At 71.6% G+C, this 13,384-nt stretch carries 10 protein-coding genes and 2 pseudogenes; 4 read left to right on the top strand and 8 right to left on the bottom strand.

Annotated elements, in window-relative coordinates; translation table 11 throughout:
* Window positions 1-254: 254 nt before the first annotated feature.
* The 3 genes from adhE (at window position 255) to pflA (ending at window position 6,219) form a co-directional block, all read left to right on the top strand.
* Window positions 255-2,918 carry a bifunctional acetaldehyde-CoA/alcohol dehydrogenase gene (adhE, locus tag ABZ449_RS38245; protein ID WP_360355636.1) on the top strand — a complete coding sequence of 888 codons (2,664 nt, stop codon included), beginning with the start codon at window positions 255-257 and terminating at the stop codon, window positions 2,916-2,918.
* A gap of 148 nt (window positions 2,919-3,066) precedes the next feature.
* A complete protein-coding gene (gene pflB, locus ABZ449_RS38240) occupies window positions 3,067-5,313 on the top strand; it encodes a formate C-acetyltransferase (protein ID WP_360355662.1) in 2,247 nt (748 codons plus the stop codon).
* A 186-nt stretch (window positions 5,314-5,499) separates the two neighbouring features.
* Window positions 5,500-6,219, top strand: coding sequence for a pyruvate formate-lyase-activating protein (pflA, locus tag ABZ449_RS38235; RefSeq protein WP_360355659.1), 720 nt, complete (start codon window positions 5,500-5,502; stop codon window positions 6,217-6,219).
* Window positions 6,220-6,307: 88 nt separating this feature from the next.
* Here the strand turns inward: pflA and ABZ449_RS38230 are convergent, their stop codons facing one another.
* Window positions 6,308-6,766 carry a MarR family transcriptional regulator gene (locus ABZ449_RS38230; RefSeq protein WP_360355633.1) on the bottom strand — a complete coding sequence of 153 codons (459 nt, stop codon included), beginning with the start codon at window positions 6,764-6,766 and terminating at the stop codon, window positions 6,308-6,310.
* Window positions 6,767-6,870: 104 nt separating this feature from the next.
* Here ABZ449_RS38230 and ABZ449_RS38225 point away from each other — a divergent pair, with 104 nt between their 5' ends.
* The gene (locus tag ABZ449_RS38225) at window positions 6,871-8,142 is read left to right on the top strand and encodes an alpha/beta hydrolase (RefSeq protein ID WP_360355630.1); all 1,272 of its coding nucleotides are present in this window, start codon (window positions 6,871-6,873) and stop codon (window positions 8,140-8,142) included.
* Window positions 8,143-8,314: 172 nt separating this feature from the next.
* Here the strand turns inward: ABZ449_RS38225 and ABZ449_RS38220 are convergent.
* The 7 genes and pseudogenes from ABZ449_RS38220 to ABZ449_RS38190 all read right to left on the bottom strand — a co-directional run.
* Window positions 8,315-8,659: pseudogene (locus tag ABZ449_RS38220) on the bottom strand (CocE/NonD family hydrolase C-terminal non-catalytic domain-containing protein); the annotation flags it as partial.
* A gap of 42 nt (window positions 8,660-8,701) precedes the next feature.
* Entirely contained in the window at window positions 8,702-9,901 is a 1,200-nt protein-coding gene (locus tag ABZ449_RS38215; protein WP_360355628.1) for a hypothetical protein, read from the bottom strand.
* A gap of 411 nt (window positions 9,902-10,312) precedes the next feature.
* Complete coding sequence (locus tag ABZ449_RS38210; protein WP_360355625.1) at window positions 10,313-10,840, bottom strand: dihydrofolate reductase family protein; 528 nt, start codon at window positions 10,838-10,840, stop codon at window positions 10,313-10,315.
* A complete protein-coding gene (locus ABZ449_RS38205) occupies window positions 10,837-11,418 on the bottom strand; it encodes a TetR/AcrR family transcriptional regulator (protein WP_360355622.1) in 582 nt (193 codons plus the stop codon). The genes ABZ449_RS38210 and ABZ449_RS38205 overlap by 4 nt, the downstream gene beginning before the upstream one ends.
* 214 nt (window positions 11,419-11,632) lie before the next feature.
* Window positions 11,633-11,914: a hypothetical protein gene (locus ABZ449_RS38200; RefSeq protein WP_360355620.1), complete on the bottom strand. Its 282-nt coding sequence runs from the start codon at window positions 11,912-11,914 to the stop codon at window positions 11,633-11,635.
* A gap of 98 nt (window positions 11,915-12,012) precedes the next feature.
* Window positions 12,013-12,861 carry a carbohydrate ABC transporter permease gene (locus tag ABZ449_RS38195; RefSeq protein ID WP_360355617.1) on the bottom strand — a complete coding sequence of 283 codons (849 nt, stop codon included), beginning with the start codon at window positions 12,859-12,861 and terminating at the stop codon, window positions 12,013-12,015.
* Window positions 12,861-13,265, bottom strand: a pseudogene (locus tag ABZ449_RS38190) (sugar ABC transporter permease); the annotation flags it as partial. The gene ABZ449_RS38195 and the pseudogene ABZ449_RS38190, both read right to left, overlap by 1 nt.
* Window positions 13,266-13,384: the final 119 nt, after the last annotated feature.

Here is a 13,384-nt window from a genome sequence, read left to right as displayed (position 1 = left end):
GCCCCCCGCATGACCCGGCCCCCCCCCGCCGGGGTGGTCGCCCCCCCCCCCCCCCCCCCCCACGGCCGTTCGCGTGCCCGCGCGCCCGCAGGGGGACCGCGCGGGCGAAGGAGGGGACCTTCGGCCCTCAGGACCACCCCCAATGGCAGCGGTCCGGACCACACCGGTCGGGGGACGCTGTGAGCGGACAGCCCGGTCGGAGGACAGTGGGCGCCCGCTTCCCCGTGCCACGAGACCGAAAGGTGGCCCAGCCCATGCCCAGCCGCTCACAGACCGAGGCGAAGGACCAGGCCGTTCCGATCCCGGACCAGCCCGCCGCGCCGACCGCGGACACCGCCGTCGACGCACTGGTCACCGGGGCCCTGACCGCCCTTCGGGAGTACGCCGGCTTCACCCAGGAACAGGTCGACCACATCGTCAAGAAGGCCTCGCTGGCCGCGCTGGAACGGCACACCGCGCTGGCGGTGCTGGCGGTGGAGGAGACCGGGCGCGGCGTGTTCGAGGACAAGGCCGTGAAGAACGTCTTCGCCTGCGAGAACGTCACCCACGTGATGGCCCGGACGAAGACGGTCGGGGTGGTGTACCGGGACGAGCTCGACGGCATCGTGGAGATCGCCGAGCCGGTCGGCGTGGTCGCCGGCATCACCCCGGTGACCAACCCGACCTCGACCACGATCTTCAAGTGCCTGCTGGCGCTGAAGACCCGCAACCCGATCGTCTTCGCCTTCCACCCCTCGGCCCAGCGCTGCTCCGCCGAGGCGGCGAGGATCGTCCGGGACGCGGCGGTGGCTGCTGGTGCTCCCGCCCACTGCATCCAGTGGATCGCGGAGCCCTCGATGGCGGCCACCGGTGCGCTGATGAACCACCCCGACGTGGCGACGATCCTGGCCACCGGCGGCAACGGGATGGTCCGGGCCGCGTACTCCTGCGGCAAGCCGGCGCTCGGTGTGGGCGCGGGCAACGTCCCGGCGTACGTCGAGCGCAGCGCCGACGTGCGGCGGGCGGTGAACGACATCGTGCTGTCGAAGTCCTTCGACAACGGGATGATCTGCGCCTCCGAGCAGGCGGTGATCCTGGACCGGGAGATCCGCGGGGCGGCGCTCGCCGAGTTCCGGACGCTGAAGGCGCACCACGCGAGCGCGGAGGAGAAGGCCCTGCTGGAGCGCCACCTGTTCGGGGCCGGTGACGGGAGGGACTGCGCGGGGGGAAGGCTGAACGCGGAGGTGGTGGGCCGCTCGGCCGCGCAGGTCGCCGAGGCGGCCGGCTTCGAGGTCCCGGCCGACACCTCGGTGATCCTCGCCGACTGCGAGCGGGTCGGGCCCGAGGAGCCGCTGACCCGGGAGAAGCTCTGCCCCGTGCTGGCCGTCCTGACCGCCGACACCCGTGCCCACGGGGTCGAACTGGCGGTCGCCATGGTCGAGTTCGACGGCCTCGGGCACTCGGCCGCGGTGCACACCGAGGACGAGGCGTTCGTCGAGGAGTTCGGGCACGCGGTCGACGCCTGCCGGATCATCTGGAACGCGCCGAGCTCGCAGGGCGGCATCGGCGACGTCTACAACGCCTTCACCCCTTCGCTGACCCTGGGCTGCGGCAGCTACGGGCACAACTCGGTGTCCGGGAACGTGTCGGCGCTGAACCTCGTCAACATCAAGAGGATCGGGCGGCGCAACACCAACATGCAGTGGTTCAAGGTCCCGCCGAAGATCTACTTCGAGCGCAACTCCGTCAAGTACCTGGCGAGCATGCCGAACGCGCACCGGATCGTCGTGGTCACGGACCGGACGATGGTGGAGATCGGCCACCTGGAGCGCATCCGGGGCGTCCTCGACCGGCGCCGCGACCCGGTCGAGGTGCGGGTCGTCGACTCCGTCGAGCCGAACCCGAGCATCGACACCGTCCGCCGGGGTGCGGCACTGATGCGGGAGTTCGAACCGGACACCATCATCGCGCTGGGCGGCGGCTCGCCGATGGACGCGGCCAAGGTGATGTGGCTGATGTACGAGCACCCCGAGGTGGAGTTCGCGGACCTGAAGGAGAAGTTCTTCGACATCCGCAAGCGCGCCTTCACCTTTCCCGACCTGGGCGAGAAGGCCAAGCTGGTCTGCATCCCGACCACCTCGGGCACCGGCAGCGAGGTCACCCCCTTCGCCGTCATCACCGACACCGCCACCGGACAGAAGTACCCGCTCGCGGACTACGCGCTCACCCCGAGCGTGGCCATCGTCGACCCGGCCCTGACCACCGCCCTGCCCGGGCACGTCACCGCCGACACCGGCTTCGACGCCCTCACCCACTGCATCGAGACGTACGTCTCCGTCTACGCCAACGACTTCACCGACGGGCTCGCCCTGCAGGGCATCAAGCTGATCTTCGAACACCTGGAGCGGGCCGTGCTGAACGGCCCTGACGACCCGGTGGCGCGGGAGCGGATGCACAACGCCGGCACGATCGCCGGGATGGCCTTCGGCTCCGCCTTCCTCGGCGCCGTGCACGCCATGGCCCACACCCTCGGCGCGACCTTCCACGTCGCCCACGGCCGCACCAACGCCCTCCTGCTGCCCCACGTGATCCGCTGGAACGGCTCGCCCACGGCCAAGGTCACCGGCTGGCCGAAGTACCAGCACTACACCGCCCCGGAGCGCTACCAGGCGATCGCCCGAACGCTCGGCCTGCCGGCCGCGACCCCCGAGCAGGGGGTCGAGTCCCTCGCCGCCGCCGTGGAGGACCTGCGGGACAGGGTCGGCATCCCGCGCTCCTTCAAGGAGGCCGGCGTCGACGAGGAGGCCTTCCTCGCGGCCCTGCCCCGACAGGCCATGAACGCCTACGAGGACCAGTGCGCCCCGGCCAACCCCCGGATGCCGATGGTCGCCGACCTGCAACGGCTGATGCGCCGCGCCTACTACGGCGACCAGGCCTGAGGACCAACGGCCCCGGTCCTCAAGGACCTTCCGGACAGGGACCGGGGCCCTCGCCGGACCACCATGGTGGCGAGGAAACACAGACGGGAGCGAGGACATGACCTTCCAGCAGACGCAGCCGCAGCCGCAGCCGCAGACGCAGCCGCAGATGCGGACGCGCGACGCCTGGCACGGCTTCACGGACGGGCCCTGGCGGACCGCGATCGACGTCCGCGACTTCATCCAGCGCAACCACACCCCCTACGAGGGCGACGCGGCCTTCCTCACCGGCCCGACCGAGCGGACCACGGCGGTGTGGCGGCGGATCACCGACCTCTTCCCGGCCGAGCGCGCCAGGGGCGTCCACGACGTGGCGTACGACATCCCCTCCGGCATCACCGCGCACGCGCCCGGCTACATCGACCGGGACCGGGAGCTGATCGTCGGCCTGCAGACCGACGCACCGCTCCGGCGCGCGATCATGCCCAACGGCGGCTGGCGGATGGTCGCCGGCGCGCTGCGCACCTACGGGTACCCGGTCGACCCGCAGCTGGAGAAGATCTTCACCCGTTACCGCAAGACCCACAACGACGGCGTGTTCGACGCGTACACCCCGGAGATCCTCGCCGCCCGCAGGGCCGGCGTGATCACCGGGCTGCCGGACGCCTACGGCCGCGGCCGGATCATCGGCGACTACCGGCGCGTGGCCCTGTACGGGGTGGACCGGCTGGTCGAGGCCAAGCTCGCCGAGAAGGCCGGTCTGGACGCGCCGCCCACCGAACCGGAGCGGCTGGAGGAGACCATCCGCGAGCGCGAGGAACTGGCCGAACAGATCCGTGCGTTGGGCGAACTCAAGGAGATGGCGTCGGCGTACGGGTACGACGTCTCCGGCCCGGCCGCGACCGCCCGTGAAGCCGTCCAGTGGCTCTACTTCGGTTACCTGGCGGCGGTCAAGGAGCAGAACGGCGCGGCCATGTCGCTCGGTCGTACCTCGACCTTCCTCGACGTCTACCTCCAGCGCGACCTGGACGACGGGTGCCTGACGGAACGCCAGGCGCAGGAGCTCGTCGACGACTTCGTCATCAAGCTGCGGATCGTCCGCTTCCTTCGGACCCCCGAGTACGACGAGCTGTTCTCCGGGGACCCGACCTGGGTGACCGAGTCGATCGGCGGCATGGGCATGGACGGGCGGACCCTGGTCACCCGGACGTCCTTCCGCTACCTGCAGACCCTCTACAACCTGGGCCCGGCGCCCGAGCCGAACATGACGGTCCTCTGGTCGCCGCGACTCCCGCGGGGCTTCAAGGAGTTCTGCGCACGCGTGTCGATCGACACCTCCTCGCTCCAGTACGAGTCCGACGACCTGATGCGCCCCCGCTTCGGTGACGACACCGCCGTCGCCTGCTGCGTCTCCGCCATGGAGGTCGGCCGGCAGATGCAGTTCTTCGGCGCCCGGGTCAACCTCGCCAAGACCCTCCTCTACGCGATCAACGGCGGCCGGGACGAGGTGTCCGGCGCCCAGGTCGGACCGGTGACCACCCCGGTGGGCGGCGTGGTGCTCGACTACGACGAGGTGCTGGCCCGCTTCGACCAGCAGCTGGAGTGGCTCGCCGAGACGTACGTCCACGCGCTGAACGTCATCCACTACATGCACGACAGGTACGCCTACGAGCGGATCGAGATGGCGCTGCACGACCGGGACGTCCGGCGCACCATGGCCTGCGGCATCGCCGGGCTCGCGGTGGCCGCCGACTCGCTGTCCGCGATCAGGTACGCCAAGGTCCGTCCGGTCCGCGACGAGAGCGGGCTGGTCACCGACTACCTGGTCGACGGCGACTACCCGGCCTACGGCAACAACGACGACCGCGCGGACGCGATCGCCGTCCGGCTGGTCGAGGACTTCATGGCGAAGGTGCGCAAGCACCCCACCTACCGGGGCGCCGAACACACCCAGTCCGTCCTGACCATCACCTCGAACGTCGTCTACGGCAGGAAGACCGGCAACACCCCGGACGGACGGCGGGCCGGCGAGCCGTTCTCCCCGGGCGCCAACCCGATGAACGGGCGCGACGCCCACGGCTATGTGGCCAGCGCGCTCTCGGTCGCGAAGATCCCCTACGCGCACGCCGAGGACGGCATCTCGCTCACCAACACCGTGACCCCGGACGCGCTCGGCCGCACCGCCGAGGAGCGGATCGGCAACCTGGTCGGGGTGCTGGACGGGTACACCACGTGCCACGGCTTCCACATGAACGTCAACGTCCTCGACCGGGACACCCTGCTGGACGCCATGGACCACCCGGAGAAGTACCCGCAGCTCACCATCAGGGTCAGCGGCTATGCCGTCAACTTCGTCCGGCTCACCCGTGAACAGCAACTCGACGTGATCGGCCGCACCTTCCACGACGCGCTGTAGGCGCGACCAGCCAGGCGGCACCGGCGCCCTCCCCGGCCACGGGGCGCCGGTGCCGCCGTTCCAGGAGGCACCACCATGGATCGACCCGAACTCCCCGCCTGCCCGCTCGGCCTCCCCGAGACGGTTGCCGCCGCCGCGGCGGCGGTCACCCCGGCAGCCGCGGTCACCCGTCGCCCCGCCGGGGGAATGCTGCACTCCTGGGACCTGTCCACGGGCGTCGACGGCCCCGGCACCCGTTTCGTCGCCTTCCTGGCCGGCTGCCCGCTGCGTTGCCTGTACTGCCACAACCCCGACACCCGGTACCTGCGCGACGGCCGGCGCGCCTCCGCGGAGGACCTCGTCCAGGAGGCCGCCAAGTACACCGACTTCATCCGGGCCGCCGGTGGCGGCGCCACCGTCAGCGGAGGCGAACCGCTGCTCCAGCCGGTCCTCACCGGTGAGCTGCTGCACCGCTTCAAGCACGAACTCGGCCTGCACACCGCACTGGACACCTCCGGGTACCTCGGCGCCCGCGCCACGGACGCCCTGCTGGCCGACACCGACCTCGTCCTGCTCGACGTCAAGTCCTGGGACCGCGCGCTCTACCGCCGGGTGACCGGACGGGCGCTCGCCCCGACCTTGGAGTTCGCCCGCCGCCTGGCCGACCTCGGCAGCGAGGTCTGGGTCCGCTTCGTCCTCGTTCCCGGGCTCACCGATCCGGCCGCGAACGTCGAGGGCGTGGCCGCCTTCGCGGCCTCGCTCGGCAACGTCACCCGGGTCGACGTCCTGCCCTTCCACCGGCTCGGCGCCCGCAAGTGGCGCGCGCTCGGCCTCGACTTCCCCCTCGCCGACACCGCGCCGCCCAGCCCCGAGCAGATCGCCGAAGCCCGCGCGATCTTCGCGGCGCACGGCCTGAACGCCGTCTGACGCCGCCCCACCGGGAGGGTCCCGCCATGCCGACCGGAGGTGATCCGGAGGTGCCGGTCGTGGCGGCCGGAGTGGCCCGACCGCGGCCTCACAGCCGGTCGTAGACGGCGGACAGTCGTTGCAGCACTTCGGCGGCGCGGCCGAGGGCCATGTCGTCGTAGTCGTCCAGGTCGGTGTGCAGGGCCTCGGTCAGCGCCTGCTGGCGCTGGTCGTGCCGGGCCCGGCCGGTGTCGGTGAGGGCGACCAGGACGGAGCGCTTGTCCTCGGGCTGGCGGGTGCGGGTGACGTAGCCGGCCGTGACCAGTCCGTTGACCAGTTGGGTGGTGGCGGCGCCGGTGGTCTCGGTGGCGGCGGCGAGCCGGCTGATGGTGAGGGGGCCCTGTTCGGCCAGGGTGCGCAGGGCGCGGGCGTGGGTGAGGGAGAGCGCGCCCGGGGTGCGGGTGGCGCGTCCGCGCAGCCGGGCGTCGGCGGCGCTGAGGCGGTAGGCGGCGCGGGCCAGGCGGTCGAGTGCCCGGGCGCGCTCGTCGGTGGGTGGCGTCTCGGCCATGGTCGGTCCTCCTCGGCGGGTTGACAGCAGCCTAGCCTCGGTAGTTAATAGCTAAGTACTTATTCATTAAGTGCTTAGCCAAGTGGATCCCAAGGAGGAGACCCATGACCATCCGTTCGACCGGCCAGAGCTGGGCCCTGGACACCGCCCTCGCCCAGGGCGGCTTCGACGCGCTGCACCCCGAGGCCGTCGGGACCATGGAGCAGCTGGGCCACGACCACACCGACTTCGCCAAGGTCTTCGCGCTGGTCAGGAGCGGCGCGATGCTGCCCAAGGCGTGGGCGACGGTGGCCGGCCAGGCCGAGGAGCGCGCCGCCCACCACGAGCGCGGCGGATTCACGCAGACCGCCGCCGACCTCTACCTGAGGGCGGCGGTGATGTGGGGCCGGGCGCAGTACTCGATCTTCGACGCGGCGGACCGGCGCAAGACGGCCATGCGCGAGCGCGCCAACCACTGTGTGGAGCGACTGGGCGCACTGCGCGAGGGCCGGGTGCGGCGGGTGGAGCTGGACTTCGAGGGCTCGCGGATCCACGCGCTGCTGCACCTGCCGGCCGGGCCGGTCGAGAACGCGCCGGCCGTCATCCTCGGCCCCGGGATGGACATGATCAAGGAGGACTACATCTGGGCGGCCGAGCGCTACTACACCTCGCGCGGCATGGTCGCGCTGTCCATCGAGGGGCCGGGCCAGGGCGAGAGCCGCGCCGGCGGACTGACCGTCGACCTCGGCAACTACGAGCGGGCGATCGGCCGTTACCTCGACCACCTGGCCGCGCTCCCGGAGGTCGACGCCGACCGGATCGGCATGTTCGGCATCTCGATGAGCGGCTACTGGGGATCCCGGGCCGCCGCCACCGACCGCCGCCTGGCCGCGCTCGCCGCCTTCGAGGCCGTCACCGGGGACTTCGCGACGATCTTCGAGCGCGCCCAGCCGACCTTCAAGAACAACTACATGTACATGGCCGGGTATACCGACGAAGCCGCCTTCGACCGCGACCTGGCCCAGCGGATGCCGCTGGGTGACCTGGTGGCCGACATCACCTGCCCGGTGCTGTACGGGATCGGCGAGTTCGACGAGCTCACCGACCTCGGCCAGGCGTTGGAGAGCTTCGAGCGGGTCCGGGCCCCGAAGGAACTGCGGGTCTACGAGGACGAGTTCCACCCGCTCGGGGGAGTGGCCGCCGAGGTCTTCCGGTTCGGGGCGGAGTGGCTGCAGCGGGCCCTCGCCGGCGAGTTCGCCGAGCCCGGACGGGACGTGCGCCACTACGTCCACCGCGACGGCCGCACCACCGACGGCAGCGCCGACCCCACCTGGTGGCTCGGCACCGCCCCGACCGCGCTCACCGGCGTCCGGCACGCCCGGGCCCGTCGGGGCTGAGCCCCGCGCACGCCACCGCCGAGGGGGTGCCGGCAGGCAGGCGCCGGGACGCGGCTGTCGGCACCCCCCGCCGTTCGCGACCGTGACCGGGGAGGCCCTCGCCGGGCGGCGAGGGCCCCCGGGCGGTTCGAGCCGTTTCCCGCAGTGCCCGAGTCCCCCGGCCGTCCGGGCCTCAGCGCGCCGGCAGGGCCAGGTCGACGGGGTCCGCCGGGGTGGAGGTGAAGGTCACGGTGCTGCCGAGGGGAGTGGTGCCGCCGTAGAGGGCGTCGCGGGTGCCGAGGACCAGGGCGAGGTGGTGGCCGGGCGGGACGTCGTACGCGGTGGCGAAGAGGGTGACGTCGAGCGGGAACGGCCGGCCCGGGGTGCGTCCGGTCCAGCTCTGCGGGCCGTGGGAGATCAGCCGGCCGACTCCGAGGGCGTCCACGTCGTACAGGTAGGCCACCGCCGTGCCCTCGGGGTCGGAGGCGGTGACGGAGGTGTGGAGCCGGGCGGCGCCCCGCACCGACAGGCCCTGCGGGTACGGCTGCGACTGCCAGACACCGGCCGGCCGCGCGGATGCCTACGCGAACGTCATGGCGGCGCCGAGGGTCGCGTTCAGGCCGGCCGTGACCCACGGGTCGGGGGAGGGGCCGCGGACGGGGCCGAAGTGGACGACACGGGGGCCGTTGGTGCCACAGGCCGGGTAGCCGTCGACGTCCGAGATGGCCACCGAGCTGCCGGGGTTGGAGAACCCGGTGGCGCTGACCGCCTCCGTGCTCTGCCACAGGCCCGCGGAGGACAGGTGGGCGAGGGTGATGGAACCGTCGGTGGCGACGTAGCCGACGGCGGTGCCCGCCGCGTTCCGGGCCGCCGAGACCACGGCCCCGTCCGGAACGCTGCCGGCCGGGGCGGTGGTGTTCGCCTGGAGGGAGCCGATGCGGCCGGCTCCGGTGGTGACCGTCGCCCGGTTGAGCCGTCCGTCACGGCCGGCGAAGAACACCGACACGGTGCCGGAGGTGGTTCCGGGGGCCACCGCGATGCCGCCGCCCGGTCGGGCGCTGCCCGCCGGGGCGACGCTGTAGGTGGTCATCCCGCCGGTGGCCTGCGACGTCCAGCCGACGGTCACACCGCCGGTGTCGCCGATCGTGAAGATCCCGGCGCGGTCGGAGACGGCGAAGGAGGCCGCCTCCGAGGACGGGTAGGCGGGGGCGGGGAGTTGGCGCCAGTCCACGGTCATCGGGAGGCACGCGTCGTTGAACTGCGCGGCCGCCGCCGGGGCTGCCGTAGTCGGGGCCGCCGCCGGGGACGCCGGTGTCGCCGCCGTCGTGGAGCCCGTCCAGGCGCCGGTGACCAGGGTCAGCCGGGTGCCCGCCCACGCGGCGGTGATCCGCCCGCCGGGCTCGGCCGTGGCCGCGGCGCTGATCGAGAACGGCGCCGAGGCCGGGTAGTCGGCGCAGTACTCGTACAGCGAGCCGTCCGTCGCGGCGAAGTAGACCACGGGCCGGTGGCCCGGCACCCGCACCGCCGCCACCCGCGCGCCCGGCGGGGCGAGGGCGGCCGGCCCGCGCCGAGCGGCCGCGCTCCAGCTGCCGGCGGTGTCCGAGTACTGGTAGCTCCACAGACCCCCGTCGTCCCCGATGTAGTACACCTCCGCCTCGGTCGCCGCCGCCGCGGCGGACGGCACCGGCCCCGCCAGCAGTGCGGCCGCGGCCAGGACCAGCAGGCTGAGCAGCGCCCGTAGCCGCCGCGCCGGCGGTCTGCGCACTTCGCCGTTCGACATGGCTCGTTCCTTCCCAAGTAGGCTGTGAGGCAGGCAGTTTGACAGGACATCCGCCATGCTTCCAGGGGTCGGGAGCGGTGAGGTCGAAAGGCTCCGGGCGCCCAGGGCCCCGGCCGCGGTCGGATCGCTCGAGTGGGCCCTGGAGTCCTGGCTCGGACAACAGCCGCAAGGGAGGTCGCGGGTATCTGGACGGGCCCCGTTTCCCCGTCTTGGGCGTCGTCTGGTCGAACGTCAGCCCATACGGCACCTTCCGTCTGGATATGGACAAGCGCCTCGACCTGGGGCCGACCGCCGCCGTTCCCAGCCCCCGGACCCGGTGGCCGCCGACCGGTCGGCCTCCGAGACGCGATGACGGAAACCTGTCCGCCGGCCGGCTCTCGCGCGGCATCGCCGGGGAGCCCGAGTGGGCTCCTACTTCTCCAGGGTGTAGCGCAGCTGGGCGAAGCCGCCGACGTCGGCGGTGGAGTCCAGGCGGAGCGGGACGTCCTTGGTCAGCTCGCCGAAGAGCCGGTGGCCGGCCCCGATCAGGACCGGGGCGACGCTGATGATGAACGCATCGACGCGACCAGCGCGGATAAAGCTCTGGATGAGACGTCCGCCGTCGGGATAGACGTGCTTGATCCCGCGCCGGTCGAGATCGGCGAGGAGGCTGTCCATGTCCCGGTAGACGGTGATGCGCGGGTCGGCGTCCTCGGGCAGCGTGGTGCTCAGGACGCCCACGTGGCGGTCGCCGTAGTGCCAGTTCTCCTTGCCGAAGCCGATGACCTTGTCGTAGGTGTTGCGGCCCATGATCACGGCGTCGACCGAGTCGAGGAACTCGAAGAAGCCGAGGTCGCCGGCCTTCTCACCGCGGGAGGTCAGCCATTCGATGTCGTCGTCGGGGCGGGCGATGTAGCCGTCGAGGCTGGTGCCGATGAAGACGGTGGCGCTGAAGGTCATGAGGTCCTCCCAAACAGGTGGTCAAGGTCGGCGCGGAGCAGGGCGGCGGGATCGCCGTCGCCGGTGAGAGCCCACCGCAGCAGGGAGCCGTCAGTGGTGATCTTGACGGAGCGGGCGAGGCGCGGTACGTCGGTGGCGGGCGGGAGCTCGCCCTTCTCCACGGCATCGGTGAGCAGCTCTTGCAGCGCGGCGTCCACCGCGCGGGTGTAAGCGGCGGCATGGACGCGGAACTCGGGATCGGACAGGTCGAGTTGGAGCATGCCGAGGTGATTGGCCATCTCCTCGGAGGTGGACATGTGGCCGGCGAATTCCTCGGCGACGGCGTGCAGCGCCGCCAGGGGCGAGTCGTGCTCGGCCCTGGCGCTCCGGTAGGGCGCGGTGGCATGCGCGGCAGCGTCCGCGGCGAACGCCAGCAGCAGGCCCCGCTTGGACCCGAACCGCTGCGACAGGGTCGCCGGCGAGACCCCCGCCTCGGCGCCGACATGCGCCAGAGTGAGCCTGCCGGGACCGTGCGCGCCGACGGCGCGCCCAGTGGCGGCAAGGATGTCGGCGTCACTGGTAGCGCGTGGTCGTGGCATTGGTTCCTCCTCTCATGATCGACTGCAACAGGTTAATAAATGGCTGTTCATTTATTAACAGGTCCCGAGCGGGTCGTCAACGCCATCGACCCCGGCACTGGTGGCTGCCGGGGTCGATGGCGTTGTCACGGATCTCCGCCCGGCTGGTGTCCGTGCGGGTCGGTCTCCTCGGCGGCGCGTTGATGGGGGTGGCGACGCCCCGCCGGGACCACGGTCACAGCGAGTTCAGGCGGCTGCCGAGTTCGTCCAGGTAGTCGTCGCCGTAGGCGGCCGCGACGTCGTCGAGGTCGATCATCGGCGGGATGTCGATCACCGGCTGTCGCCTGGTGAGGAACAGGGCGGTCTCGGCCACGATGCGCTCCTCACCTGCGCCCGGGGCCTTCAGCCGGTCGACGGTGGCCTCACTGGCCTGGAAGCGGGAGGTGATCTCCTCACCGGCGGTGGGGAAACGCACGAGGTACTCGTGATCGCCCAGCGGTTCGATCCGGATGTCCACAGTCGCTGTTCGCCTCTCTCGTGTAGCGGTTCGGTCCCGAACTTATCCTGATGACGCGGGGTCAGCCGCCGCACCGCGTGGCCCGGTGGTGGTGTGGCCTACTTGACCGAGCCGGCGGTGAGTCCGGAGACCACGTGCCGTTCGATCACCGCGAAGAGGACGACCACCGGCACGATGGCCACCAGCGAGGCGGCGAACACGTGGTTCCACTGCACGCTGTAGGCGCCGATCATGTTGTTGATGCCGACGGTGAGCGGTTGCCGGTCGGGCGAGTTGGTGAGGGTCAGGCCCATGATGAACTCGTTCCAGGCCGAGATGAACGTGAAGATCACGGCGGTGACCACGCCCGGCAGCGCGAGCGGCAGGGTGACGCGGAACAGCGCGCCGAGGCGGCCGTTGCCGTCGATCATCGCGGCCTCCTCCAGCTCCATCGGGATCGAACCGATGTAGGCGCTGAGGATCCAGATCGCGAAGGCCAGGTTGAAGGCGGCGTTCGCGAGCACCAGGACGATCGGGGTGTCCAGCAGGTCGAGCGCGAAGAACTCGCGGTAGAGGCCGACCTGCAGGGCGGTGGGCTGGAACATCTGGGTGACCAGCACCAGCAGCAGGAAGGCCTTGCGGCCGCGGAAGCGCACCCGGGCGGTGTAGTACGCGGCGGGCAGGGCGACCAGCAGGACGAGCAGGGTCGAGCCGCCGGCCACCAGCAGGGTGGTCCGGAGGTTCTGGCCGAGGGTGGTCTCGCTCCAGACCTTGGTGAACGGGGACCAGTCGAAGTGGGTCGGAAGATAGGAGTTGTCCCGCAGCTCGGCGGCCGGGCGTCCGCCGGTGATCAGCATCTCGACGTACGGGAGCACGAAGAGCGCGGCGAGCGCCCAGGCCAGCGCGGTGAGCAGGACGGTCCGCGCGCGGGGGCGCCGGGTCGTCGGCGGCGACTGGAGGGTGGCCATCAGCTCTCCTCCCCGTTCCAGCGGCTGACCTTGAGGAAGACGATCACCATGAGGATCACGACGACGAAGTTGACGACGGACATGGCGGCGGACTCGGCGACGTCGTAGCCGCGCAGCATGTACATGAACACGGTGGTGGTGGCGGTGTCGGCGTTCGGGCCGCCCTGGGTCATGCCCCAGATGACCGGGAACGAGTTGAAGACGTTGATCAGGTTGATCACCAGACCGACCAGGAAGGCGGGGCGCAGCAGCGGCAGGGTGACCTTGCGGTAGGTCTGCCAGGGCGTGGCGCCGTCGACCCTGGCCGCCTCGTGGACCTCGGCGGGGACGGTCTGGAGGCCGGCCAGCAGGGTGTAGGTGGTGAACGGCAGTGAGACGAAGACGGCGACGAGGACCAGCCAGGGCTTGGCGTGGGCGGCGTCGCCGAGTGAGCTGCCCCGACTTCCGTGGAGTCCGCGATCGTGTGATCAGGCGGCTTGAGGGGCTTGCTCCAGTCTCGCCCAGTACGCCTGTTCGTACTCGT

It is taken from the genome of Kitasatospora sp. NPDC005856 (assembly GCF_040629945.1).
GTDB lineage: Bacteria > Actinomycetota > Actinomycetes > Streptomycetales > Streptomycetaceae > Kitasatospora.
Note: the sequence above shows the minus strand (reverse complement) of the source record. Positions and strands in the feature narration are given on the sequence as shown.

Bases quoted from the DNA above. Each gene is read 5' to 3' on its own strand.
- ABZ449_RS38225 (WP_360355630.1), top strand. From the start codon at position 6,871: ATGACCATCCGTTCGACCGGCCAGAGCTGGGCCCTGGACACCGCCCTC.
- ABZ449_RS38205 (WP_360355622.1), bottom strand. From the start codon at position 11,418: ATGCCACGACCACGCGCTACCAGTGACGCCGACATCCTTGCCGCCACT.
- ABZ449_RS38230 (WP_360355633.1), bottom strand. From the start codon at position 6,766: ATGGCCGAGACGCCACCCACCGACGAGCGCGCCCGGGCACTCGACCGC.
- pflB (WP_360355662.1), top strand. From the start codon at position 3,067: ATGCGGACGCGCGACGCCTGGCACGGCTTCACGGACGGGCCCTGGCGG.
- pflA (WP_360355659.1), top strand. From the start codon at position 5,500: ATGCTGCACTCCTGGGACCTGTCCACGGGCGTCGACGGCCCCGGCACC.
- ABZ449_RS38210 (WP_360355625.1), bottom strand. From the start codon at position 10,840: ATGACCTTCAGCGCCACCGTCTTCATCGGCACCAGCCTCGACGGCTAC.
- ABZ449_RS38195 (WP_360355617.1), bottom strand. From the start codon at position 12,861: ATGGCCACCCTCCAGTCGCCGCCGACGACCCGGCGCCCCCGCGCGCGG.
- ABZ449_RS38215 (WP_360355628.1), bottom strand. From the start codon at position 9,901: ATGTCGAACGGCGAAGTGCGCAGACCGCCGGCGCGGCGGCTACGGGCG.
- adhE (WP_360355636.1), top strand. From the start codon at position 255: ATGCCCAGCCGCTCACAGACCGAGGCGAAGGACCAGGCCGTTCCGATC.